Source organism: Lysinibacillus sp. FSL P4-0201, from assembly GCF_038593425.1.
GTDB classification, from domain to species: domain Bacteria; phylum Bacillota; class Bacilli; order Bacillales_A; family Planococcaceae; genus Lysinibacillus; species Lysinibacillus capsici.
In genome coordinates, this window is sequence record NZ_CP151995.1 from 4,288,359 (window position 1) to 4,313,026 (window position 24,668).

Consider the following 24,668-nt stretch of genomic DNA (forward strand, 5'->3'; position numbering starts at 1 on the left):
TAACAGATATTTTGTAATGTTTTTGTAATATTTGAGGGTGCCAAAGAAAAAGGTAGGGAAAAAATTCCCTACCTATTGCTTCATCGACCTTAATGCTTGTATAGATAATCTCACTAACAAAATAGCACATAAAAATAAACCTAAATATGCCGCTGTGTTCAAATAGACCGCATAAGAATCGTGGATAAATTGTGAAATAGCTAAAAGAGCGACAGATATAATACCAAAAGTTATACCCACCAGCAGCAAAACAAATTGAGAAAACAAATGTGTAATAAAACGTGAATTATGTTCATCCGAAAAGACATCATGATGTAAAATGATTTTTCCGCTCTCAACTCGCTGAATGAGCTGATCGACTCTTCTAGGCATTTTACGCAAAGTCGGTATTAGCATAGATAATTCTTCTTGCAGCCGCTCCTTAGTTGCCATCGGTTCTTTAAAAGGCTTAAGGAAAGAGGCACGCATATATGTAGCAGAAAAATCCTTTGCCTCAGTAAAGATATCAAAACGTGGATCTATTACCCGTAATGTGCCATCTAACGTCACTAAGGAACGGAGAGCTAATCCCACTGCTGGATAGAATGCAAGTCCAAAATCTCTTACCACTGTAAATAGCGCGTGAATTAATTCTTCAGTAGGTATACGGTCAACATAGGAAATTTTCAGTAAAATTTGGTCGATTGCCTGCTCCATTCTCGCACGTTCTGCATGATCAGCATTTTCCACTAATAATGTTAAACCATCATATAAAACGCTTGAATCATTTAGTTGAATGCCCATTAAGAATAACTTTAAGCCTTCTTGCTGTGTTGCACCTAAACGTCCTACTGCGCCAAAGTCAAGCAAGACTGGTGTTCCATCTGTTTCATCTATATGGATATTTCCTGGATGTGGATCTGCATGAAAAATACCAGAGAATAGCATCTGCTCAAAAAATGAGTAGAGTACGGTTCTTGCAAATTGCCTACGATCAATCGACAAACGATTAAATTCAGATGCCCCATCTGCCACACTTTGTCCACGAATATACTCCATCACAATAACATTTTCATTACTGTAAGGCGTAAATATTTTAGGAATTCGAACCTTGTAATCGCTTTTCGCCAGTGCATTCTTCACCTGTAGCGTATTACGTACTTCAATATCTAAATGAATCTCCTCACGTAGCCCCTCTGCAAATCCCCCAGCCAACTCTCGAAAGCCTAATGATTCAGCCCAGGTTGATTTTGTGGATAGCCAATTAGCAAATTCCTCTAAAATTTCAAGGTCATCGCGCATAATTCCCTTTACTTCTGGACGCAATAGCTTGACTACCACCTCTTCATAATTTTTAAGCCTTGCTTTATGCACTTGGCCAATAGAGGCTGCTGCAATGGGTTCCATTTGAAATTGGCTAAATATTTCGTCCATTGATTGCGGAAGAGATCTCTCTAAAATTTGTTTCACTTGTTCCTCTGATAAAGGCCTTACTCGGTGTTGAAGCCTTTCTAATTCATCAATAAAAATAGGTGAAAAAAGCTCTTTTCGTGTGGATAGTACCTGGCCAAATTTGATGAAAATCCCACCACATTGTTCTAACGTTGCGCGCAAAGCAATTGCAAGTTCTTTTTCATTTTCTCGTTGCCTCGCATATTTAATCGTTTGTACGACACCGTTTGTAACAGCAATTTTTAATACCTGACGCAGGCGTTTCTGCTGTCGCCAATAGCTACGCAATCGCAATAGTAAAGATTTTTGGCCGTGACGGCGATCTCCATTCGTAATGCCACTAGGGTCAAAAAGCTCAAATACCAAATAAAGCAACATCGAAATTAGTAGCATACTACCGATCCAAATCAGTGTGCTTACCTCAGTTACTGTTTGCATCATCGTTTCTGATAAAAAATCTGTATGGCGTAGATAAGAATACCAGTACACAAAAGAGGTTAATGTCACACTAATAACGACTGACAGCACTCTTCGCACAAAATTAATATTCGAGCCAATTAATCGTCCACTCACAATATAAATCAAACCCGATACTATGAGGATTTGGGTTAAAAATTTCAAAAAGATCAACAGTGTCACCCCCTGTGCCATTTCCATTTCCTACTACCGTTAGTATAGCAAATTTGTGCATCAACTTTCTTGAACGAGGAACACCACAGAAAATTTATTAATTTGGCACCTTGATAAAATACCCTTTAGGGTATATTATTTATTTGTAGTATTCAAACTACATAATTCTCCTAATTTTAGAGAAAAAACCTTTATTTAAGAGACTCTAAATACCCCATTATGTATTTATTATGAAAAGGAGTGTTTACATTGAGTAAAAAATTTTTAATAGTCGGTGGCGTTGCAGGTGGTGCATCCACAGCAGCTCGTCTTCGTCGTCTAGATGAAAAAGCAGAAATTATTATATTTGAAAAGGGGCCGAATGTTTCATTCTCTAATTGTTCTCTCCCCTTCCATTTAAGCGGGATTGTTGAAAATAGCGACAAATTAATTTTAATGACGCCTCAAGGCCTCCAAACAAAATACAATATAGAGGCTCGTGTTCAGCAAGAAGTTGTACGTATTAACAGAGAGAAAAAAACCATCACCATTAAGGATTTAAAAACGAATAGAGATTATGAGGAAAGTTACGATACGTTAATTTTATCCCCAGGAGCAAGTCCTATCGTCCCTGACTTAGAGGGCATTCATTCTAAGCACGTCTTTACCATTAGAAACGTGGCTGATATTGACCGTTTAAATTGGTATCTACAAACAGATAATGTACAGGATATTGCCGTGGTTGGCGGAGGCTTCATTGGTGTAGAGGTAGCAGAAAATTTGAAGCTAGCAGGCTATAATGTATCTCTAGTTGAATTTGGCCAACAAATTATGGCCCCTTTTGATTATGATATGGCTCAAATCTTACACAAGGAAATGACTGATAAAGGGGTTCAAGTTATTGTCAATGACGGTCTTGCAAAGGTTACACCAAATAATGTGACGTTGAACTCAGGCAAACAATTGAAAGCCCAAGCAGTAGTATTAGCAATTGGCGTTCGACCTGAAATCCGCTTAGCCAAAGAGGCCGGGCTAACAATTGGTGAACTCGGAGGTATTCAAGTTGATGCAAATTACGTGACGTCTGATCCTTCCATATATGCTGTGGGAGATGCGATTGAAGTATTCCATCAGCTTACCCATAAACAGACGCGCCTTGCTTTAGCCGGTCCCGCTCAACGACAAGCACGTGCAGCAGCTAATCATATGTATAACATCCCTCATCACAACAAAGGAGTCATTGGATCTTCAAGCGTACAAATTTTCGATCTCGTATGCGCGACAACAGGTTTGAACGAAAAAACAGCCCTAGCAAATGGCTTTCAAGCAAAAAGTGTTTATTTGATAGCTCCAGACAAAGTAGGACTAATGCCAAATAGTAATCCACTTCACTTTAAGCTCGTTTATGAAACACCGACGGGTAAAATACTAGGGGCTCAAGCAATAGGTAAAGGTAATGCAGATAAGAGGATTGATGTTATAGCTACCCTCATCACAATGGGCGGTACATTAGAAGATTTAAAGGAGCTAGAGTTATCCTATTCTCCAATGTTTAGCACTGCCCGTGATATTGTTAATTTGGCAGCTCTTGTAGCTCAAAATCTATTACACGGACACTTTAAGCAGGTAAAAGTTGATGAAGTAAGGGCACTCATTGAAAATCAAGCCTTTTTCTTAGACGTTCGTGAAAAAAATGAATTTGAATTCGGTCACCTTATCAATGCACACAATATTCCTCTAAGTGAACTTCGGGAAAGAATGGATGAAATTCCGAAGGATCAAGCAGTGTATGTGCATTGCCGATCTGGTCAACGTAGCTATAATGCTGTTATGGCCCTTCAAAATAGCGGTTTTTCTAACGTCTTTAATGTAAGTGGGTCATTCCTAGGGATTTGCTTATACGAATATTTTACAGATATCACAACGAACAGAGATAAAATAGTAAATGCTTATAATTTTAAATAAGTTAAAGGGATGCCAATTATCAGCATCCCTTTTCTTCGTTAATTTGTAGACAAAACTTTTTCCCAGTCAATCGTACCATTTTTAACTTGTTCACGTTTTTCCTTAGTCATGATGTCATTTGGACGCCCGCCTTTTGGCCAATCTTTTTCATGGTTCGCCCACTCTGGACGATCTTGCGATAAAATAAAGGCAGCTAAATCTGCAGCTTCTTGATCTGTTAATGTTCCCGCTGCACCTATCGGCATATTATTTTGAATATAGCCAGCCATTTTTGACATACGTGCCATACCTGCGCCATCATTAAATGAATTATCTCCCCATAAAGCTGGGCCAGTATTAGCACCAGTTCCTGCGCCATCAGCTGCATGACAGGCTATACAGGACTGTGCATAAAGCTCCTCACCATCTGCAACATTTGGAATCGGCACATTCTTCATATCACTTGTGCCCGCCCATTCACGTTTTGCTCCAATTGGAACACCTTCAGAAATATAAGCGAAATACGCCACCATAGCCTCTAGTTCATCACTATTCATTTCGAATTTTTTACCATTCATACTCCGAACCATACAGCCATTAATCCGTTCTTCTATTGTAACTACACCACCTGAGCGTCCAATATACTGTGGATAATTTGCCATTACACCTACTAATGATGAGGCTTGCTCGTCATAGCCAGCACCGGCATGACAGCTTGTGCAAGATAATTGGTTGCCCACATATTCATCTGCCGCAACATGTGTGTTATTAACAAGTTCATAGCCCGTTAATATTGCTTCTTTCATTGGACCATCTGGTACTTCTTCAATACTTGGCGGAGCATAGACCACTGACTGAGCAGCTGCTGTTGTTGGTATTTGTGTTTGCACTGTCGCTTCTTTCTCACTCACATTCGAATCAACTGTAATTTTGTCACTGACAAACGTCCCAACAAAAATGGCGCCTGCTAACAGTACTGTTCCTGCTACTCCTGCTACTATAGGTTTCATCTATAATACCCCCCTTTGTATTCTCACTTATATTTTAGCAACATAACAATTTATTGGATGTGATTTTTCTCACACTACCATAAAATAGAACCATTCAGATGATAAAAAAGGATAAATTATACATTTTATTTTGTTCTATAACACAGAAAACAAGACTTAATACCTCTTGCAGTATTCATTTGTTCGAAAAAAAAGCGTCAAGTACACATACGCACTCGACACCTTTAAAGTCTTTTATAGTTTACACTGTCCATCAGCACATACCGATTCTCCATTACCATTTATCATTATCGTTGGCTGAATACCAGCTATTTCTGCAGCTTGATGCAAAGTTCGCACAAACACTTCATTCGGCTCAGCCCCTTTAATACCATAACGATTTTCAAATACAAAGAACGGTACACTTTGTACGCCAAGTTGCTGTGCTTCATAGCGATCCTTGTCTAGCTCTTCACTAAAATCAGTTGAAGCTAATATTCCCGCTGCAACTTCTCTATCCAAATCTAATTGCGCAATAACTTTTAATAAGAACTCATCTTTATTCAAATCTTCACCATCTTTAAAATAACCAGCCATTAGTGCTTCCGTATAAGCTGTCGCTTTACCAAATTGCTGCGTCCATTTAGCTAAACGATGAGCCTTTTCTGTATGCGCTGTTTTCATCTTAGCAAAATCATAATGCAAACCAACTTCCGTTGCTCTCGTAGCTATACCCTCGACCATATCTTTCACTTCATCTAGCGTGACATCATACTTTTTAGCCAGCGCCTCATAAAAAGAGGGTGCATTCACTTTCGGGATATCTGGGCCTATTTGAAATGCTTTATATTCTATTTCCACTAATCCTGTATAGCCTGCGATGCCAATCGCCCGTTCCAGTTCTCGCTTGCCAATATAACAAAATGGACATGTAAAATCAGAGAAAACTTCAATTTTCATTACCATACCCCCTTATAATATATCCATCCAAATTTTAATAGCTGTTGCTAATATAAGAACCGCTAAAATAATTTGTAGGAATTTAGTATTTAACTTGCCCCCTATTCTCGCACCTAGAGGAGCAGCTATTAGACTAGCTACAATCAAGATGAGCGCTGGATAATATTCCACTTGCCCAGTCATTAATTTACCAATAGTTCCTCCTATTGAGGAGATAAACGTAATAGCAAGGCTTGACGCAATGGTCATACGAGTAGGGATTCCTAAGACCACAAGCATGATTGGTACTAATAAAAATCCACCAGCTGCCCCTACTATCCCGGAACCGATACCAACAACGAAAGCTAATAGGGCCGACAATGGTTTATTAAATGTAACAGCCTGCATCGGTTTATCATCAATTTGCTTTTTCGGTATGAACATCATCACAGCTGCAATCAATGCAAGGATTCCATAGACCATGTTAATACCAGACTCAGATAAAAATTTTGAACCGAAGCTACCCACAAAGCTTCCCGCTAATATGGCGCTCCCCATATAGATAATGAGTGATTTATTTAAATACCCACCTTTACGATAGACCCAAACACCTGAAAGAGCAGCAAAAAGTACCTGAATCGCACTTATTCCTGACACCTCATGTGCAGAAAAGGCCGCAAATCCTAGTAATGGCGGTATATATAGTAGCATTGGGAAATTAATAATGGCACCGCCAATACCTAACATCCCTGATACAAATGAACCGAGAAAACCAATAAGTAAAATGGTTAAGATCCATGCAATATCCATTTAGTTTTCCTTCTTTCTGGCTGTATTCAACAAAAGGAAAGAAGGGTTGTTCTACTGTAATAGACAACCCTCAATCAGCCCTATGCTTTCTGAATGAAAAATGTAATAACGCCAGCCTCTTCAGATTGATCTAAAATGATATGACCTCCTGCTTTTGCCCAAGCAGGAATATCCGCTAAAGCTCCTTTATCTGTCACCTGAACTTCTAAAACTTCCCCAGACTTTAGGGTATCTATTGCTTTTTTTGTCTTCACAATAGGCATTGGACAAGAAAGGCCTTTTGCATCTAGTTGTAAACTTGATTTCATCATATTCTCCTTCAACTCGGCAAAGGTTGTAAGCGATTTTGCCGGTTCTTCTTGTTTTATATCTTCATGAAGGATGAGCACCTTCAATTCACGAAATTTACATATAATAAGCATACATGCATACTCATTGCACTTTAGCATGTTTTATCGTACTGCACAGCGATTTGGTCCAATTTCCATTTCTGTTTGCTCATCTAACGCAGGTGTGATTTTCCCCATATTCACCTGACGAATTTCCTGATAAGCATTTGGTTGTGGAGGTAATTCATCTGTTACCACACGTCTAAATTCTTCTTCATCTTGAATATTTAATCCATGGTTTTGTACAAATAAATCCCCTAGTCGTCTAGCAACCGTCCCATCTTCATTCAGCTCATCAATAATCATAAAATGTGCTGGTAAGACAATAAGTTCATCAGACAATTCTCGATAACGCTTGTAAAGCGTGTCTCGTAAATCTCCAACCCAGTCATCAGCAAGGCCAGCTAAATCAGGACGTCCGATTGAATCGATAAATAAAATATCTCCTGTTAATAAATATTTGCTGTCAACAACAAATGAAGTAGAGCCTATCGTATGACCAGGAGAATAGATAGCTCCTACATCTATTTTTGATGCACCGATTTGAACAGTCGTTCCATCAACTAACGGTGTATAGTGGAACACAACTTCTTCAGCGTCCTTAGGTGGCAAATAATAGGTTGCGCCTGTCATCTCTGCAATATGGCGCCCACCTGAAATGTGATCAGCATGTAAGTGTGTATCAAAAACATGTTTAATTTGGACATTTTTATGTTCTGCAAAATTTATAAACACATCTGTAAAACGTACAGCATCAATAATAGCTGCTTCACCTTCAGAAAGGACCATATAAGACAGACAGCCCTTTCCTAAGCGAACAAACTGATAAAGCTCACCACCGCCTGTTAAATCACCTACTTTAATTGGCTCTAAATATTCACTCCAGGATTTCATACCTCCAGCTAAATAGGCAACCTCAATACCTGCCTCAGCTAACATTTCAGCAACCATTAAAGACGATCCTTCTTTAGCACAAACGACTAATACATCTTTATCAGTTGGGATATTCGGTAAAATATTATCAATACCATCTAACAGTTCAAAATACGGTATATTTAAGTACTCAAAACGATGTCCATCGATTTTCCAATCTTCGAATGCATCCGCATTACGAACATCTAAAATAAACAACTCTTCATTGTGAATAACCTTTTTAGCTACTTGTGACGCGCTCCATTTTTGAATTGACATCTCTTTTACCCCCATTGGTATTGTTTTTATGTTTTTTATAGCGGAGAGGGGTGCCCTCTCCGCTTTTATAGGTAGGTCACTAGAATGTAAGTGACGGTGCTGCGTCTTTCGCGAATTCTAGGAACGTTACGGCTCCTCCCACTTCAATACCCTCAATGAAATCTTCAGTAGTTAAACCCATAACATCCATCGTCATCTGACAAGCAATAAATTTCACACCTAATTCTTGTGCCATTTCCACTAGTTGAGGAATAGCTGGCACATTTGCTTTTGTAAACCCTTCAGCATAGTGTTCTGCTCCAGCTGGCATTGGTAATGCATGCATACCTTGCTTATGAATTAAATTCAAACCTTCAAATGTAAAGAAGATAGCTACCTCTTTCTCAGAAGCTGCCGCAGCTGTTGCGATATTAAATACCTTATACGCATCAAATAAACCACCGTTACTTGCAATGATTGCTACTTTGTTCGACATAATAAAATTCCTCCAATTTAAATGTTTTTTGTTAAATCGCCTGACCAGGATGTCATACCTGGTAAGACGTTAAATACTTTCGTAAAACCATGTGAAGCCAGCTTTTGCGCAGCCATGTCACTGCGTTTTCCAGTACGACAAATAACATATATCTCCTGCTCTTTATCAAGCTCAGAAAGTCGTGTCTCCAGTTCGCCCATTGGTATCGATTTTGCTCCCGCAATATGCCCAAAAGCGAATTCCGCTTCCTCACGTACATCTAGAATTAATCCTTTACGACTTGTGATTTGCTCTAAATCAATTGTTTGATCAAACGTCATTTCTTCTATTTGGTCGTTTGTACATTTACGAATATAGTGTTTCAGTACACCATCATCTTCTAAAGTACCAATATACTGATGACCTACAGTTTCAGCCCATGCCGCAATATCAGCTTTAGATCCTTTGTCAGTCGCAGCTACTTCTAAAATTTGACCATCTACTAAATCAGCCATCGCTTTTTTTGTTTTCACAATCGGCATCGGGCAAGAAAGACCCTTGGCATCTAGCTGAAAATCCGCCTTCATACTTTTCACAACCTCCATATACCTATAAGGGTATTATTTTAATCAAAAAAATATAGATTTAACCTATTACTGTACTTTTCCCTCCCAAGCTAACATACCACCAATCATGTTAGTTACATTAAAGCCATTACTTTCTAATAGTTGAGTAGCCCGAGCACTTCGTCCACCTGATCGACAAACCATAATATACGACTCCCTCTTATTTAATTCAGGTAGTCGAAACTCTAATAAACCTAGCGGGATATGAATAATGCCTGGGATGTGGCCAGCCTCTACTTCATCTACCTCTCGCACATCAATAAGATTCAGCTTCCCTCCTTGCTCCATCGTTTGTTGAACTTCTTTTGCTGTAATTTCTTTCACTTTTTTCTCCTCCTAGTATGCACTCATTCCACCACGAACATTAGAAACACGCTCAAAACCTTGCTTTTTAAGTTGCTTACAAGCCTGACTACTTCGCATACCACTCTGACAAATAACTATGATCTCTTTATCCTTCGGAAGGTTTTTAAAGCTCGACCCAAGCGGAACATTTTTAAATTGCGAGATATGCCGACCTTTATACTCAGCAGGCGTGCGTACATCGATAAATATCTTATCCTTATCATTCAGCATATCTTTTAATTGGGCTGTAGAAATTGATTGAACGCCCTTCGCTGGCTTCATTCGCCAAACGAAAAAGGCTGCCACAAGCGCGATAATAATCCATATTTCCATATGACCAGTCCTCCTTTTTATACGATTATGGGTATATCAAGTTATCGACTTTTCACGACCAAGTCCATCGCCTCTTGGATAGCAGCATTCATTTTTTCAGCATTGCCTTCAGCAGTCGATACACAATCTAATAAATTTTCACTTACAATGACACCAATCGTCCGGTCAACAGCAGAACGCACGGCAGATAGCTGTGTAATCACATCTTTACAACTTTGACCTTCTTCCATCATGCGTAAAATACCCCGCATTTGACCTTCCATACGTTTCACACGATTTGCAGTGTTTGAGCCATACGCCATTCTGTTATGCCCCCTTTCAAACGATAGATTGAACTTCCTTACGAGATTTATATTATACCCCTATAGGTATGTTGTCAACATAAAGCTTCTATCTTTTTTAAAATGCTGCAATTGCGAGTTACAATGTTCTCCCTATCGCTTTAACCTCATCTATCTGCTTCCTTATTATTTCAACAAAAAACCCTGCTACGAGTTATTACTCATAGCAGGGAGTTTATTTTTATTTAGCTAATTGCATGGCTGGCCCAAAGAATTCATAGTGAATTTTTTCATCTTTCACGCCAATTTCCTGTAAATTTTTAATAACCGCTTCCATAAAGCCTACAGGGCCACATACATATACATCTGCATTATCAGCTACTTTTTCAGCCAGCAATTCTTTTGTAATAAGCTTGTCTTCATCAGAGTATAAAGCTGTATAGGATGCATTCGGTAAGACGTTTACTTTCTTTTGAATGTCATCACTGAACGCTACAACCTTCTCATTACGAGCACATTGGATAAAGTTCACTTCATTCACTGCATTATCATTTAGAGATTGCAGCATACTGTTTAAAGGTGTTACACCGATACCGCCACTTACAAATGTAATTGGTGCAGCCGTTTCTTCTAACACAAATAATCCGGCTGGAGCACTTACATCTACCAAATCTCCAACTTGTAATTGATCATGAATATAATTTGACACTTTACCATTTGGCGTATGATCACTTTCACGTTTCACCGAAATACGATAGCCATCTTCTGCACTCGCTTGTGAAAGTGTATATTGACGGTTCATTAAATACTCTTCTCCTGGCACTTTCACTCGAATAGAGATGTATTGACCTGGTTCATAAGTTGGTAGTGGTGATCCATCTTCATTTACAAAATAAATAGAAGTTACTAAGTCACTTTCTACAACTTTTTTTGCCACTTTCAATGGTTTAAATAGACGCCAACCACCATTGTTCTCAGTTTTTTGGTATAACTCTTCTTCTACTTGAATGAAAATATCTGCGATAACGCCATAAGCCTCGGCCCATGCACCAATAATGTCATCAGTTGCTGCATCACCAAGTACTTCTTTAATCGCTTTTAATAAGTTTTCACCCACAATTGGGTAATGTTCAGGTAAAATTCCTAAACTACGGTGTTTATGTGCAATAAGCATTACGGCTGGTAAAATTGCTTCTAAGTTTTCAATATGAACTGCTGCAGCGTAAACAGTATTTGCTAATGCTGTTTGCTGACGGCCTTGTTCTTGGTTCGTGTGATTAAAAATATTTAGTAATTCTGGATGAGCTTGAAACATATTTTTGTAAAACGTCTTTGTGATTTCAACACCATGAACTTCTAATACAGGTACTGTTGCTTTAATAATTTGAATTGTTTCTTGTTTTAACATATCGCTTACCATCCTTTCGTGATTACAATATAACGCTTTCATTCTCTTAAAGCAATATATAAAATACATCTTTAACAAAATAGACATAATTAATGTATTTTAAATACATCTTTAAAAATAGGTTGTAGATATTATACTTCAATGTAAAAATGCTATAATTATTTTGAATTATAGAAAGTAGGGTGTTTAGATGCGCTTAACTTTATACACAGACTACTCTTTGCGCACACTTATTTATTTAGGCGCAAAGGAAGATGGTCAATTATCGACTATTCAAGAGATCTCAGATGCTTATAATATATCGAAAAACCATTTAATGAAGGTGACACACCAACTCGGGTTATTAGGTTACATTGAAACAATCCGTGGACGTGGCGGTGGAATTCGCCTTGCTATCGATCCAAAAACCATTACCATCGGTGAAATTGTTCGTCATACAGAAGAGGATTTTCATCTTGTAGAATGTTTCGATAAAGAAAATAACCTATGTAAAATAGCTCCAGAATGTCAATTAAAGGGTGTACTGTATGAAGCTTTGCAAGCCTATTTGAAAGTATTAGATCAATACACCTTGGACGATTTCCTTCATTCTAAGGAAAAATTAATGGCTCTACTGCTCGGTAAATAAAAATACCCGCTCAACATTTGTTGAACGGGTATTTTTTTTAGAAGTTTGCTTATAATTGCTTTGAAAAGAAAATCATATCCAATGCACGAATACCATTTTCATAAATTGGTTCTGGGTAATGACTGAAGAAGTCCTTTTCAATAGCCTCCATGCGAAAGCCTGCTTTTTGATAAAAAGCGATATTATCAATACTTGAGTTCGCCGTTCCAACTAATACCGTTTGATAACCATCCTTTTGACATTCTTCAGTGAGTTGTCGCAATATCTCTTTGCCTATTCCCTTCCCTTGATACTTTGGTACAATAGCAATATTCTTCAATTCAATTGTAGTATTGGTTTGAGGAATGACTAATGCCACTCCCACCAACAGTTCTCCACAATTAATTTTATATAATATACCCTTATCTAAATATTTCCGAACTGTCACTTCACTCTCATCAGCTAATAAAAGCTGAGGTAAAAAGGCTTCTCGGTTTCCTTCTACCTTTTCTAAGGATGTTCGATAACGGACATAATCTTCTCGTTCAAAAACATTTAACACACATGGTTGCTTTTCCTTCACTTCTAACCACGAATGCTCCTCAGGATAATCTTTTTCCACCCCTAATCGAACAAAAGGTAGCTTTTCTTGTGCTTTTTGTGAACGGATATTAACCTTTCGGGCTCCTGCAAAAACACGTGATAATCCCAGCTCAAAAAACGCAATATCTAAAATAGCCGTTTTTGCTTCAAGATTATAGCCCTTCCCCCAAAATTGATAGCCAAGCCAAGAGCCGATATGACAGCTCTTTTTATGACGATCGATAAACATTAATGATGTCACACCAATGACTTGCCCCTCCTCATCTAAAATCACACGAGGGACGGTCTTACCTTCTTCTTCATCTATACGTTCACGCTTAATAAAATGAATTGTGTCTTCTACCTTGCCAGCAGGTAAGCCTAGGGCATCTCGAACCTGTGGCATAGAAGACAACGCATGCATAGCCTCAGCATACTTCACATCATGCCTTACTAACGTTACTGCCATCTTCTATTCCCCTTTATTTCTTAGGATTGAAAACTTATTCTTTATATATACTCCATATACTATAGATTATTCAAAAGCCTTGTTTTGCTAGTATAACTGAATATCCATCTACTTTATATAAATATAGAAAAATAAAAATTGAGAAAGTGAGCTTTTACTACACTTTCTCAATTATTTTTATGGTTGAACTGGTATAGTGATCTCTAGTTCAGGTATATATCGAATTTTCGGATAACCGTTTTTATCCAATTGAAACATACCTTTTTCGTTTTCCTTGAAAAGATGGATATAGGGTTTTAAGGTTATTGTTTTTGGAACAGATTCAAAAGGAGTGTACCGAAGATCATCAAGATGAATGTTTCCATTGGTAGCGTTCCAACCGTTTCCTCCAATTAATTCAATTTCACGACCATGCTCATCAATAATAACTATCCCCATTGTTAGTAGTGTTAAATTATCAGTGAACGTTGAATTATCAGTTAAAACCATCCGTGTTGTGATACTTGTTGTAACTGGTGTTAGCTTGACCTTTTCAAGAGTCAAATGAATATTGTCATATTGTCGACTTATATTTGGTGCTAAAGCTACATAGTCTTTCACTTTATTTTTCACAGGAATATCAATTTCAATGGGGTTTTCTATACCTTTGACAAAAGCTTGAATGGTTAAATCAAATTGCTCTGGGAAAGGCTTCCCTCCCTGATTTCTCAGATCTGAAAATTCAATAATGACAGAAGCATTATCTTTACCAGGGTACATAAAACGACTAATAGAATTGGACTCACTCGGAGCAAAAGAATTAATAGGCTCATCATTTATAAACAAATTATAATTACTGATACAATCCATTAAAGCTTCTTTCTGGTCTTCTTTATAGGGGCGTTCAATAGCAATTGAAACACGTGTACCGTCATACGCTACTTCCGATACACTTAATGTAAACCCCTCCTGTGTCACACTTGTCTGGGGTTTTGTAGAAAGTCCTTTTTCATCAGCCATCTGCAACCCCAAATCACCAGCGAGACGGAAAATTGAGGATAGTACAGGCACTTGTTTAAGCGTTGCAGCCATTGTTGGTGAAATAAATGATGTAATAAATAGTAAGCTAACTAGCATGGCTGTTGCAAAAGCAACTTTATAGTGCCATTTCTTCTGGTGCTTTACTACTTGTGGCTGCTCGTTACGTTCATATTTACTAATTACACGATCAACCAAATCAACTTCTACAGGTGTTTCTCGAATTAGCAGCTCTATTCGTGCCATTTCTTTATCCTTCTGCTTTGAATGAATGCTCATAAAATCCACCTCCTAACTTATTTTCCTTTATTAATTTTTTGCGTAATCGTTCATATTTTTTTCTTATTGTAGCTGGTTTCATATCCATAATTTCAGAAATTTCTTCAAAGCTATATTCTTCAATAGAACGAAGCAGTAAAATCCTTTTTTCATCTACATGTAAGTTTTCCAGTAGCCTATGCACCATTTCATCATATTCAGGTATCGGTGCTTGCGTCTGCTTCACCTGTTCTCGCTTCACACTTAGCCAAAATTTATAGCCCCTATTTTTTGCTTTTATGACATCAATACAATGGTGGTGAGCGATTTTATAAAGCCACGCCGATAAGGAAACCGTATAAGAAAATTTATGAATATTCTCTAGTCCTTTAATAAAAATATCTTGCGAAGCATCCTCCGCCTCCTCTTTGGTTCCTAGCATATAGTAACAATAAATATAAATTTGCTTTTGAAAACAACGAATGATTTCTGCATAGTCATGCGTGTCCCCTGATTGAACTTGCTCCACGATTGATTGAATATCTATATCAGCTCGCTCTTTTGATGGTTCTCGTGTAGTCAATGTTGTCCCCCCTCTCCAATCTATATAACTGAAATTATTAGAAGTTTGTGACACTAGATAAAAAATCTTAAAAATATTATTGAATGTCATCGAGTCACTTGGAGAAATCTTTTATATCTTCCCTTCCTCGCCTATATAACTGAAATCAACAGCCATTTGTGACACACTATAAAAATTTTTTCACAAAAATAAAACGCTTAAGGGTAACCTAAGCGTTTGAGTCTCACTATTTTATTTTGGAGCTTGTTATAAACCCTTTAATAATTGGGATAAATACTCCTATCAATACAATGGGTAGGAACCACCATCCTAATGAATTTACCTCACCAAGACCAATACGAACCATCTGAATCGATATAAAAGCAAATAAAATGAGACAGATATTTTTTACTTGATTTAGTATTTTTCTGCTATTCAAATAAAATGCTTTTACATTACTTTCATCCAAACGTGACGGATAATTATGCATATGAGGTGCTTTTTCTAGCAGCCACATAACAATCCATAAAAATAAACCGATGAACGGAAGAATGAATAATTCTATTTTTGCGCCCCAACGATCCACCTCACCTAATCCATTAAAATGACCAGGTATTTCATCAGGCAACTTACCCCATGCCAATATAATATAAAAGATGGATAAAATAAATATACTACCACCAATATAGTCCCATATCTTTTCTGATCTTGTTTTAGGTAACTTTAAAATTGGCCTATACATTTTCTCCACCCCTGTTCTTTTCCTTTACTACATCTACGTTATGACTACTATTAAAGTTTCAAAATTTATGAAAATTGACTTAATATTCAACATGCACCATTAATTATCCCTATTATTAGTAGCATTATAGCGATAAAATCTGCTTTTTTTATTACTTCATATATAATTTATACCCATTTTCAAACTGCTAATTACTGTAGAAATACTCATAATACTTTGTAAAATTCATATAATCTGATATAAATGATATATATACATATTTCATTATTTTGTAACATTTCTACTAATTACTGAGAAAGGATATTTCAACTATGCGATTTACTATCTACAAGAAATTATTACTCGGTTTTTTTATAGTTATTTTGGTACTCGTTACAACAATCGGCTTAAATATAAAACAGCTTGATTCTGTAAATAAGACCTATCGTACATTATTGGAGGAACAAACTACTAAATCTATAAGTATTCAGGAATTACGGGTGATTGCAAAACAGGAAATTGTCAGCATGCGAGGCTACTTACTACTTGGAGACAAACAAAACTTTCAAAGTAATCAAGCCTCACGCGAGGAATTCAAACAAAAATCAGAAGAATTAATGGCTACTTTAGATTCAGAAAAATCAATTAAGATGCTTGAAGCTATTAATAAAAGTGAGCAAAATGTGCAAGAATTTGCAGATCGTATGTTTGAGTTAAAGGCTGCTGGAGAAACAGAGAAGTACGAAAAATTGGATAGTACTCAAGGACGCTTAATTATTAAACAATTCGATGAACGTGTTGAAAACCTTTCTAATTATCAAAATGAATATGTAGAAGGTAAAATGGCTGCTACATCCAATCAAATTCAAGACATCAAGCTCCAAATGATGCTTCTTGGAGTCTTTGCTGTTGTCATAAGTCTGATAATTGCTATGGTTGTTGGTAGTCTAATGTCTCGTCCAATTAACGGTATGGCTAAAGCTGCGAAAAAAATAGCTGAGGGTGACTTAACAGCTGAACAAATTCGTATAAAGAATCGTGATGAAGTAGGTGATCTAGCGCTTGCGTTTAATCAAATGGCTACAAATTTAAAGGATTTAATTACGAATGTGCGCCAAAACACTGTACAAGTAAGTGGCTCTGCTGCTGAGTTAACAGCTAGTGCAGAGCAAACTATACAGGCTACAGAACAAATCACTTCTTCTATTCAAGAGGTTGCTAGTGGCTCAGAGGCTCAAGGGAAAAACGCAACTGAAAGCTCAGAAGCAATGAAAAACATGACAAAGGGTATACAACAATTAGCTTCTACTACTGCGGCTGTTTCTGAACTGGCAATCGAAACAAATTCAGAGGCTAAGAAAGGGAATGATTCTTTACATCGTGTTATCTCTCAGATGACAACAATCAACACGGCTGTTTTAGAGTCAGCAAGTGTTGTTAAAAATCTAGACGGGCATTCCATTGAAATTGGCAATATCATTGGCATTATTACTGATATTGCAGAACAAACAAACTTATTAGCACTTAATGCTGCAATTGAAGCGGCTCGTGCAGGCGATCATGGACGCGGCTTTGCAGTCGTAGCAGATGAAGTGAAAAAGCTAGCAGAGCAATCAAAAAAATCCGCTGAGCAAATCGCTACCTTGATTTCTGAAATACAGCAGGATACAAACCGTGCTGTAACGGTGATGGATACTGGAACTCAAGAGGTTCAAATTGGTATGCAAGTAGTGAAGGTAGCAGAAGAAGGTTTCTCTAAGATTGTTGAGCTGATTGAGCAAGTATCCATGCAAATCCAAGAAGCAACGACAGTGTCAGAGGAGATGTCCTCTAGTGCAGAGCAAATCTATGCTTCCTTTGATGAAATTGCAACTATTGCACAGATGTCCTCATCTAATTTACAAAATGTTGCTTCTGCTTCCGAGGAACAATTAGCTACTATCGAAGAAGTAGCTGCTTCAGCAGCAACACTTTCAAATATGGCAGAAGAACTTCACACGCAAGTCTCTCGTTTTAAGGTAGAATAAAAAACTGCTCGTTTTCTTTAGGTTTATAGAAAACGAGCAGTTTCTTCATACAAAGAAAAATAGCATGATTTTTCTACCTATCGTATGCTAACCCTACTCACCATTTTCCCCTAGTAAATACATTCTTCACCACTTTATTTTACACTTCACCAAATATCAAATTTTTAATAAAATAGACATTACTTAAGACAGAATTAAATAAATTTTTAGAATATTATTGACAGGCAGTTAATATCCAAGTAATATTGCTTTCAACAACACATTGCAGGCCAAGATTGGAAATAGTAAAAGTGATTGTGTACTTGTAGAGAGCCGATGGTTGGTGTAAATCGGTAGGCACACATTTTGAACTCGTCCATGAGCTACTCCCTGAACTTTTTAGTAAGGGATGTCGGTTTCCCCCGTTAACAGGATAGACAGTGATAGCTGTCGATAAGGGGACTTTTTCTATAAAGAGAAGGTCAATTAGAGTGGTACCGCGAGCATAAACTCGTCTCTATTTTTAAATAGAGACGGGTTTTTTTATTTTTTTAATGACTTATTGGCCTAAGTGTAGATTTTAGATACTAATCACTAAAAAGGAGTGTTTGAAAATGGGAAGAAAAATTTGGGTGTTTGATACAACTTTACGTGATGGCGAACAGGTGCCTGGAGCAAAGCTAAATCTTTATGAAAAAGTAGAGATCGCACAGCAGCTGAAAAAATTAGGTGTCGATATTATTGAGGCTGGATTCCCCGCTTCCTCTCAAGGTGATTTTGATGCCGTCAAAGCTGTAGCTGAAAAGGTTGGCAATACAAACGACATTATGATTACAGCATTAGCACGTGCTGTAAAGGCTGACATTGATGCTGTCTATAATGCTGTGAAGTATGCTCAAAACCCGATGATTCACATGGTACTAGGAACCTCTGATATTCATGTGGAGAAAAAATTCAGCAAGTCAAAAGATCAAATTTTACAAATTGGCGTGGATGCTGTGAAATACGCTAAAACATTATTGCCGCAAGTTCAATATTCCACAGAGGATGCCTCTCGTTCTGACTTTGAATATCTTTGGAAAACAATTGAAGCTGTTATGAGAGCTGGCGCAACGATGATTAACGTTCCTGATACGGTTGGCTTTGCAGAGCCAGAGGAATTTGGAGAAATGATTTTTAAATTAAATGACCGTATGAAAAACTTAGATGATAGCGTTCTTTTAAGCGTTCATTGTCACAATGATCTTGGAATGGCAACGGCTAATACGCTAGCTGCAATTAAAAATGGTGCAGATAAGGTAGAGTGTACAATCAATGGTATCGGTGAACGCGCAGGTAATGCTGCATTAGAAGAAGTTGTCATGGCACTTAAAACTCGTAGCTCCGTCTACAATGCAGAAACACGTATTAATACAAAAGAAATTATGAATACTTCACGTCTTGTTTCTAGCTTTATGGGCTTAGATGTACAGGTCAATAAAGCCATTACAGGAGATAATGCATTTGCCCATTCTTCTGGTATTCACCAAGATGGTTTGTTAAAATCGCGTGATGCTTATGAAATCGTCCATCCTGAGGATGTAGGTCTTGATGATATGGAACTAGTACTAACAGCTCGCTCTGGTCGCCATGCAGTGAAAAATGCTCTTGAAAAATTAGGTTTTACTAATCTTTCAACAGAGGAATTTGAAGGTATTTTCGAAGGATTCTTAAAGCTAGCTGATGCGAAGAAAGAAGTATATGATCACGATTTATATGTTATTGTTGAAAGCTATTATGAAAAACATGATGCCAATAATAAAAATGCTACACATTATAGTGAGCAATTCTTTGATTTTGATGATCTACAAGTCGTCAGCAATACAAGCTTCCCTTCAGCAAGTGTTAAGGTTCGAAAAGGCGGCGAAGTATTTAAAGCTAGTGCAGTAGGCTCTGGTCCAATTGATGCCCTCTATTCAGCCATTGCAGAAATTACAAATATGGATGTAAAACTAGTGGAATATAATATCAATAGTGTTTCACGAGGCAAAGAGGCTTTAGGTAAAGTAAAAATTACGATCGAGCATGAAGGCGAAAAGTATATTGCAAAAGCAGCAGATACAGATATTCTTAAGGCAAGTGCATTAGCCTATATTAATGCGATCAATAGCATTGTAGTGACAAAATTAACACCTGTTATGAATTAAATGAAAATAGCAAAGCAGTATGGCACTTGTGCCATACTGCTTTTTCAATCCTAGTGACTATCCCTAACTAGTTTTTGATATTCCTCATCGATTCGTTCGATATCTAGACGTTCAAATAATGGTGTCACCTCTCGAATGACTTTAGGGAGATCTACTTGCTCATGCCACATCATTTCATTTATACCTAACATATTTCTTACTTTCTTTGCTGAAAACGGTAAGAAAGGATGCAGCATCTGTCCTAAATTCGCAATGATATAGACGCAAGTTGCTAATGTACGATTACCTGCCTCTACGTTTTCTTTTACCTGTAGCCATGGCTGTTGTTCATCAAAATAACGATTAGCACCGCGAATATACTCAAAAATCGATTCTAACGCCTGCTTGAAATGACCACCTTCGATAAGAACACCCGCTTCATTAAACAATTGTACGGTTTGTTTTCGAATGTCGCTATCCACCTCCGCTTGTGGCACCTGACAAGCAAATGATTTCTCAATAAACTTCAATGTACGGTTTACAAAATTGCCATAGGCTCCGAGTAGTTCGCCATTATGGCTATAAATAAATTCCCGCCATGAAAAATCAGTATCACGATTTTCTGGCGCATTCATCGTTAAGAAGTAACGAATAGAGTCCGCATCATAACGGCTTAAAATATAAGGAACCCATACAGCCCAATTCTGACTAGTAGATAATTTGCGTTTTTCTAATGTTAAATACTCATTAGATACGATATGGGTAGGTAAGGCCTTGGATCCAATTCCCATTAAAATGGCTGGCCAAATAACTGTATGGAATGGAATATTATCCTTCCCATGTACATAGTATGAAATGGTCTCTTCATTCCATAAATCTTCAATAGCTATATGATGCTCTTTTGCCCATTCTAAGCTTGCTGTTAAGTACCCTGCTACAGCTTCAATCCATACATATATTTTTTTCCCTTCAAAACCTGGCACTGGAACATCTATGCCATTCGGTAAATCTCTTGTTACTGCTCGGTCGGGAACTCCCTCTGCCAAGTATCGCTCCGTTAACCCTAAAGCATTGTCACGCCAACGTTTCTCGACTTTCGCTTGTGCTAAATAAGACTCCAACCTTCCTTGAAATTGACTAAAGGTAAAATAAAAGTGCTCAGTTTCCCGAATAACAGGTTCGTTCCCACAAATTTTGCAGCGCTTATCAATTAAGTCCAATGGGTCTAAAATTTCTGAGCAGTTATCACATTGATCTCCCCTTGCTTTCGCTCCACAATTTGGACAAAGACCTTCGACAAATCGATCTGGTAGAAATTGATTATCCGTCTCACAGTAAGCCTGTTCAATTTTCTTTTTGTATAAGAAATTATTAGCCAGTAGCTGTAAGAAAAGGGCCTTAACGGATTCATGGTGGTGCTCCGCATCCGTTCTTGTGTACAAATCATAGGTAAATCCTAAATCATGAAAGCATCTAGTAAACTCATCATGATAGTGATTAGCTATAGCTTCTGTCGTTGTATTCTCTTGTGCAGCACGTATAGAAATGGGTGTACCATTACAATCACTGCCTGATACATATAAAACCTGCTCACCTTTTTGTCGGTAATATCTAGCCAAAATATCACCTGGTAATAATGCGGCAACATGCCCTAAATGCAAAGAGCCATTTGCATACGGCCAAGCGCCTCCAATAACAATCGTCATTCTAAATTGCTCCCCTCACAGAAAAAATGATAAAAAAAATCGCCCTAATCAAATCTGATTAGGACGAGTATACCCGTGTTACCACCTATATTTACAAATAGCTTACACTATTTGCCTCTATCAGTACGTCTTCACTCAAAAAAGAGATACTGCTGCTGTTGTAACGAGTGCTCATCTCGTCGTAATCTACTGGCTAAAAAGCTTTCGGTACGAAGCTCAAAGGTCATTTTCAAAAGGGTTCATTTACCTCATTTCCACCAACAGAGGCTCTCTACAAAATACTAATCCAATTTACTTTTCCTTCTCAATGCTTTTTCTATAGGATTTGGCATTATTTTACGCCTTCTTGTGAGGAAATGCAATGATTGTTGTAAAAGCATCCTTTGTTTGATTCACTTTCTTGAGTTAATCGAATGTAACCTTTAGCAAATCAGTTAAATCATCAATTACTATATCTGCTTTTTCTAACTCCTTGTCTTGTGCAAAGTCAAAGCGGACACCTATTGATAGTAATTGATTGTCCTGTGCAGCTTGGATATCCGAAGAACGATCTCCTACCACTGCTCCATAATCAATTTTATTTTCATCTACAACTCTTTTGACCAGATCCGATTTATGCCCACTTGCAATTGCTTGAATGCTATAGATTCCCTTTATAAAACGCTCCAACTGATAGGTTTCGACGATTGCTTGTAAATAGTCAACCTGTCCATTACTCGCTATGTATAACGGATAATTCTCTGACAATGTTGCAAGGGTTTGTTCAGCGTTTGGATACAAAGCACCTTTATGTCCACGTATTTGCTCAATCAGCTTTACATGGAATAATACATTGCTCTCTTCTCGTATCTCTAAAGCATGCATAGGACATAATGTTTCCCACACAACAGGTAAAGGAACCCCCATTATTTCTCTATATTTTTCTATAGGTGTTTCTCCCTGCCACAAGCCGTTTGTCCGCAGCACATCAAATGTTGCGTCGAGCGCAGGCTCTAAAATAAGATTGGTTTGAAATAATGTTCCGTCCATATCAAAAATAAACGCTTTATTCATAAAATCTCTCCTTAATTAGTTATCAAAAAACACCATATGCTGCTTTTCTTGCTTATAATAATCCAAACGATCCTGCAAAGTTCCTGTATGAAATTCAAATTTATGACCATCAGGATCTGTAAAGTAAATCGATTTTTTATCCTTTTCATCTCTTTGCCGACCTGCTAAAATATTGACCTTTAGCTGAACCAATCTGTCATACATATTATCAAAGTCATCCTCAGCGATTGTGAAGGCAATGTGTGTATAGGAATGATGGATGTCATTACGGGGTATATCCTTTTCTACATTAAGAGCTAGCCACAGCCCATTTACATCAAAATAGGCTGTGCTGTTCCCCTTTACTAGCAACTTGGCATCAAATACTCTTTCATAAAAAGTGATGGATTCCTCTAAATTAGAAACTGAAAACAATAAATGATTGATGTTTTGAATTGTCATGGTTGTGCTCCTATTGATTATTTCTTCCCCTTTTTCATTCCCTTGGCTATTTGCTTCCACTTGCGCTGCTCCTCAAGTTTTGCTTGCGTATTTGTTTTGCGCTCCATATAAGCCAATTCTCTTTGCAGCTTAAAATAGCTTTGTAGACGATATTGGTCCAAGTCCCCATCTACTATAGCTTGCTGGACAGCACAATAAGGCTCTTTTTGATGTGTACAATCACGATAACGACAAGCTGTTGCTAGTTCCTCAATATCTTGAAAGCTAGAAGCTAAACTATCCCCTTGATCCCACAATTGAAGCTCACGCATCCCTGGCGTATCAATTAGACAGCCACCAGCAGGCAATACTACTAGCTCTCGATGGGTTGTTGTATGTCGTCCCTTGGCATCATCCTCACGTATACCCGCTACTTTCATCAGTATCTCACCACATAAAGCATTTGTTAATGTGGATTTCCCTGCTCCAGAAGACCCCAATAGTGCCCCCGTGACCCCCTCTGTGAATAGCGTCTGAATTTCCTTTAGACCTTCGCCCGATAGAGCACTCGTTACAAAGATATCCACACCAAAGGCTACAGACTCCACTTCTTGTACTAAGCTCGAAACATCTTCGCATAAATCAGCTTTTGTCAGGACAATAATGGGCTTTGCCCCTGAATCCCAAGCAGCCACTAAATATCTCTCCAAACGTCGAATATTAAAATCTGCGTTCAAGCTCATAATAAGTAACACAATATCGACATTTGATGCGACAATCTGTTCTTGAATTTCCGTTCCTGCAACTTTACGTGAAAATACAGATTTTCGTTGGAATAGCTGATGAATAATTGCTCGTTCCTCTCCGGGCATTTTCTCCACTAGCACCCAATCACCAACTGCTGGATAGTCCTCCCTCGCTAAAGATGTATACGCATAATGACCAGCAATTGTCGCAAGCCATTCTCCCTCTTCAGCTAACACCCGATAAGAATGCTTATGCTCTAAAGTAACCCTTGCAGGCACACAATTTTTTAATTTAGCCTGTTTTTTCATTTCTATCATTTGCTCTTCAAAATATGTTGTAAAACCTAATGTTGTTAAATTCAATTTATTTTCCTCCTAAACGTATGATGTCTCAGCGAAAATAGTTGTCATCCGCAAGAGGCCCTATCGCAATTCACCTTTTCGAACTACAATAAAAAACCTTGTAGCTGCAATTCGGCAGTTACAAGGTTTCACAGGCACGTTTAAAAGATACACAAATACCCCGAGTTATGGCACGGCGTCACTTTGTATATTTTAGGCGTGTGAAATTGAACAAACCGAATTGCAGTTCGCTAATTACAGATCT

24 protein-coding genes and 2 other annotated features are annotated in these 24,668 nt (G+C 37.8%); of the genes, 4 read left to right on the forward strand and 20 right to left on the reverse strand.

Going from position 1 to position 24,668, the window contains the following annotated elements; genetic code table 11:
* Positions 1–72: 72 nt before the first annotated feature.
* Positions 73–2,061 carry an AarF/UbiB family protein gene (locus MKY76_RS21585; RefSeq protein ID WP_066037994.1) on the reverse strand — a complete coding sequence of 663 codons (1,989 nt, stop codon included), beginning with the start codon at positions 2,059–2,061 and terminating at the stop codon, positions 73–75.
* A gap of 249 nt (positions 2,062–2,310) precedes the next feature.
* Between MKY76_RS21585 and MKY76_RS21590 the strand changes: the two genes are divergently transcribed.
* Entirely contained in the window at positions 2,311–4,005 is a 1,695-nt protein-coding gene (locus tag MKY76_RS21590) for an FAD-dependent oxidoreductase (protein WP_342557136.1), read from the forward strand.
* Between the two features lie 38 nt (positions 4,006–4,043).
* Here the strand turns inward: MKY76_RS21590 and MKY76_RS21595 are convergent, their stop codons facing one another.
* The 11 genes from MKY76_RS21595 to hmpA form a co-directional block, all read right to left on the reverse strand.
* Entirely contained in the window at positions 4,044–4,994 is a 951-nt protein-coding gene (locus tag MKY76_RS21595) for a c-type cytochrome (RefSeq protein WP_004231872.1), read from the reverse strand.
* Positions 4,995–5,228: 234 nt separating this feature from the next.
* Positions 5,229–5,933: a DsbA family oxidoreductase gene (locus MKY76_RS21600; protein WP_054549636.1), complete on the reverse strand. Its 705-nt coding sequence runs from the start codon at positions 5,931–5,933 to the stop codon at positions 5,229–5,231.
* Positions 5,934–5,945: 12 nt separating this feature from the next.
* A complete protein-coding gene (locus MKY76_RS21605; protein ID WP_103118920.1) occupies positions 5,946–6,722 on the reverse strand; it encodes a sulfite exporter TauE/SafE family protein in 777 nt (258 codons plus the stop codon).
* Positions 6,723–6,802: 80 nt separating this feature from the next.
* The gene (locus MKY76_RS21610; RefSeq protein WP_112118009.1) at positions 6,803–7,033 is read right to left on the reverse strand and encodes a sulfurtransferase TusA family protein; all 231 of its coding nucleotides are present in this window, start codon (positions 7,031–7,033) and stop codon (positions 6,803–6,805) included.
* Between the two features lie 141 nt (positions 7,034–7,174).
* Positions 7,175–8,302, reverse strand: a complete 1,128-nt coding sequence (locus MKY76_RS21615; RefSeq protein ID WP_048394139.1) for an MBL fold metallo-hydrolase — start codon at positions 8,300–8,302, stop codon at positions 7,175–7,177.
* 79 nt (positions 8,303–8,381) lie between these two features.
* Positions 8,382–8,777, reverse strand: a complete 396-nt coding sequence (locus MKY76_RS21620; protein ID WP_048394137.1) for a DsrE/DsrF/DrsH-like family protein — start codon at positions 8,775–8,777, stop codon at positions 8,382–8,384.
* Positions 8,778–8,794: 17 nt separating this feature from the next.
* Complete coding sequence (locus tag MKY76_RS21625) at positions 8,795–9,343, reverse strand: sulfurtransferase TusA family protein (RefSeq protein ID WP_048394135.1); 549 nt, start codon at positions 9,341–9,343, stop codon at positions 8,795–8,797.
* Positions 9,344–9,409: 66 nt separating this feature from the next.
* Positions 9,410–9,706 (reverse strand): rhodanese-like domain-containing protein, encoded by a 297-nt coding sequence (locus MKY76_RS21630; RefSeq protein ID WP_048394133.1) that lies wholly within the window; start codon positions 9,704–9,706, stop codon positions 9,410–9,412.
* A gap of 12 nt (positions 9,707–9,718) precedes the next feature.
* Positions 9,719–10,060 carry a rhodanese-like domain-containing protein gene (locus MKY76_RS21635; RefSeq protein WP_066037989.1) on the reverse strand — a complete coding sequence of 114 codons (342 nt, stop codon included), beginning with the start codon at positions 10,058–10,060 and terminating at the stop codon, positions 9,719–9,721.
* A gap of 41 nt (positions 10,061–10,101) precedes the next feature.
* The gene (locus MKY76_RS21640; protein ID WP_048394130.1) at positions 10,102–10,362 is read right to left on the reverse strand and encodes a metal-sensitive transcriptional regulator; all 261 of its coding nucleotides are present in this window, start codon (positions 10,360–10,362) and stop codon (positions 10,102–10,104) included.
* A gap of 220 nt (positions 10,363–10,582) precedes the next feature.
* Positions 10,583–11,749, reverse strand: a complete 1,167-nt coding sequence (hmpA, locus tag MKY76_RS21645) for an NO-inducible flavohemoprotein (protein ID WP_054549641.1) — start codon at positions 11,747–11,749, stop codon at positions 10,583–10,585.
* 190 nt (positions 11,750–11,939) lie between these two features.
* Here hmpA and MKY76_RS21650 point away from each other — a divergent pair, with 190 nt between their 5' ends.
* Positions 11,940–12,377, forward strand: a complete 438-nt coding sequence (locus tag MKY76_RS21650) for an Rrf2 family transcriptional regulator (RefSeq protein ID WP_048394127.1) — start codon at positions 11,940–11,942, stop codon at positions 12,375–12,377.
* A 49-nt stretch (positions 12,378–12,426) separates the two neighbouring features.
* On the opposite strand, the gene MKY76_RS21655 is transcribed toward MKY76_RS21650, so the two are convergent.
* The 4 genes from MKY76_RS21655 to MKY76_RS21670 all read right to left on the reverse strand — a co-directional run bounded on the left by MKY76_RS21655 (position 12,427) and on the right by MKY76_RS21670 (position 15,986).
* On the reverse strand, positions 12,427–13,407 hold the full coding sequence (locus tag MKY76_RS21655; RefSeq protein WP_342557137.1) for a GNAT family N-acetyltransferase: 981 nt from the start codon (positions 13,405–13,407) through the stop codon (positions 12,427–12,429).
* A 177-nt stretch (positions 13,408–13,584) separates the two neighbouring features.
* Positions 13,585–14,703: a DUF4179 domain-containing protein gene (locus MKY76_RS21660; protein WP_342557138.1), complete on the reverse strand. Its 1,119-nt coding sequence runs from the start codon at positions 14,701–14,703 to the stop codon at positions 13,585–13,587.
* Complete coding sequence (locus MKY76_RS21665) at positions 14,675–15,265, reverse strand: RNA polymerase sigma factor (RefSeq protein ID WP_048394121.1); 591 nt, start codon at positions 15,263–15,265, stop codon at positions 14,675–14,677. The genes MKY76_RS21660 and MKY76_RS21665 overlap by 29 nt, the downstream gene beginning before the upstream one ends.
* Before the next feature lie 226 nt (positions 15,266–15,491).
* Positions 15,492–15,986 (reverse strand): DUF1648 domain-containing protein, encoded by a 495-nt coding sequence (locus MKY76_RS21670; RefSeq protein WP_342557139.1) that lies wholly within the window; start codon positions 15,984–15,986, stop codon positions 15,492–15,494.
* A gap of 311 nt (positions 15,987–16,297) precedes the next feature.
* Between MKY76_RS21670 and MKY76_RS21675 the strand changes: the two genes are divergently transcribed.
* Both MKY76_RS21675 and MKY76_RS21680 read left to right on the forward strand, forming a co-directional pair.
* Entirely contained in the window at positions 16,298–17,992 is a 1,695-nt protein-coding gene (locus MKY76_RS21675; protein WP_103118926.1) for a methyl-accepting chemotaxis protein, read from the forward strand.
* A gap of 262 nt (positions 17,993–18,254) precedes the next feature.
* Positions 18,255–18,493, forward strand: a binding site (T-box leader).
* Between the two features lie 92 nt (positions 18,494–18,585).
* On the forward strand, positions 18,586–20,157 hold the full coding sequence (locus MKY76_RS21680) for a 2-isopropylmalate synthase (protein ID WP_036079516.1): 1,572 nt from the start codon (positions 18,586–18,588) through the stop codon (positions 20,155–20,157).
* A gap of 50 nt (positions 20,158–20,207) precedes the next feature.
* On the opposite strand, the gene metG is transcribed toward MKY76_RS21680, so the two are convergent.
* The 4 genes from metG to rsgA form a co-directional block, all read right to left on the reverse strand.
* The gene (metG, locus tag MKY76_RS21685) at positions 20,208–21,842 is read right to left on the reverse strand and encodes a methionine--tRNA ligase (RefSeq protein WP_066037984.1); all 1,635 of its coding nucleotides are present in this window, start codon (positions 21,840–21,842) and stop codon (positions 20,208–20,210) included.
* Between the two features lie 56 nt (positions 21,843–21,898).
* Positions 21,899–22,159 (reverse strand) — a binding site (T-box leader).
* 88 nt (positions 22,160–22,247) lie between these two features.
* On the reverse strand, positions 22,248–22,895 hold the full coding sequence (locus MKY76_RS21690) for an HAD hydrolase-like protein (protein WP_036079520.1): 648 nt from the start codon (positions 22,893–22,895) through the stop codon (positions 22,248–22,250).
* A 15-nt stretch (positions 22,896–22,910) separates the two neighbouring features.
* Entirely contained in the window at positions 22,911–23,336 is a 426-nt protein-coding gene (gene fosM, locus MKY76_RS21695; protein WP_066037983.1) for a FosM family fosfomycin resistance protein, read from the reverse strand.
* Positions 23,337–23,353: 17 nt separating this feature from the next.
* Complete coding sequence (gene rsgA / locus MKY76_RS21700) at positions 23,354–24,424, reverse strand: ribosome small subunit-dependent GTPase A (protein ID WP_328013039.1); 1,071 nt, start codon at positions 24,422–24,424, stop codon at positions 23,354–23,356.
* Positions 24,425–24,668 lie beyond the last annotated feature (244 nt).

Excerpts from the sequence above, each read along its gene's own strand:
- MKY76_RS21595 (WP_004231872.1), bottom strand. The coding sequence starts at position 4,994 with ATGAAACCTATAGTAGCAGGAGTAGCAGGAACAGTACTGTTAGCAGGC.
- MKY76_RS21600 (WP_054549636.1), bottom strand. The coding sequence starts at position 5,933 with ATGAAAATTGAAGTTTTCTCTGATTTTACATGTCCATTTTGTTATATT.
- MKY76_RS21605 (WP_103118920.1), bottom strand. The coding sequence starts at position 6,722 with ATGGATATTGCATGGATCTTAACCATTTTACTTATTGGTTTTCTCGGT.
- MKY76_RS21610 (WP_112118009.1), bottom strand. The coding sequence starts at position 7,033 with ATGATGAAATCAAGTTTACAACTAGATGCAAAAGGCCTTTCTTGTCCA.
- MKY76_RS21615 (WP_048394139.1), bottom strand. The coding sequence starts at position 8,302 with ATGTCAATTCAAAAATGGAGCGCGTCACAAGTAGCTAAAAAGGTTATT.
- MKY76_RS21620 (WP_048394137.1), bottom strand. The coding sequence starts at position 8,777 with ATGTCGAACAAAGTAGCAATCATTGCAAGTAACGGTGGTTTATTTGAT.
- MKY76_RS21625 (WP_048394135.1), bottom strand. The coding sequence starts at position 9,343 with ATGAAGGCGGATTTTCAGCTAGATGCCAAGGGTCTTTCTTGCCCGATG.
- MKY76_RS21635 (WP_066037989.1), bottom strand. The coding sequence starts at position 10,060 with ATGGAAATATGGATTATTATCGCGCTTGTGGCAGCCTTTTTCGTTTGG.
- MKY76_RS21640 (WP_048394130.1), bottom strand. The coding sequence starts at position 10,362 with ATGGCGTATGGCTCAAACACTGCAAATCGTGTGAAACGTATGGAAGGT.
- hmpA (WP_054549641.1), bottom strand. The coding sequence starts at position 11,749 with ATGTTAAAACAAGAAACAATTCAAATTATTAAAGCAACAGTACCTGTA.
- MKY76_RS21650 (WP_048394127.1), top strand. The coding sequence starts at position 11,940 with ATGCGCTTAACTTTATACACAGACTACTCTTTGCGCACACTTATTTAT.
- MKY76_RS21655 (WP_342557137.1), bottom strand. The coding sequence starts at position 13,407 with ATGGCAGTAACGTTAGTAAGGCATGATGTGAAGTATGCTGAGGCTATG.
- MKY76_RS21660 (WP_342557138.1), bottom strand. The coding sequence starts at position 14,703 with ATGAGCATTCATTCAAAGCAGAAGGATAAAGAAATGGCACGAATAGAG.
- MKY76_RS21670 (WP_342557139.1), bottom strand. The coding sequence starts at position 15,986 with ATGTATAGGCCAATTTTAAAGTTACCTAAAACAAGATCAGAAAAGATA.
- MKY76_RS21675 (WP_103118926.1), top strand. The coding sequence starts at position 16,298 with ATGCGATTTACTATCTACAAGAAATTATTACTCGGTTTTTTTATAGTT.
- MKY76_RS21680 (WP_036079516.1), top strand. The coding sequence starts at position 18,586 with ATGGGAAGAAAAATTTGGGTGTTTGATACAACTTTACGTGATGGCGAA.
- metG (WP_066037984.1), bottom strand. The coding sequence starts at position 21,842 with ATGACGATTGTTATTGGAGGCGCTTGGCCGTATGCAAATGGCTCTTTG.
- MKY76_RS21690 (WP_036079520.1), bottom strand. The coding sequence starts at position 22,895 with ATGAATAAAGCGTTTATTTTTGATATGGACGGAACATTATTTCAAACC.
- fosM (WP_066037983.1), bottom strand. The coding sequence starts at position 23,336 with ATGACAATTCAAAACATCAATCATTTATTGTTTTCAGTTTCTAATTTA.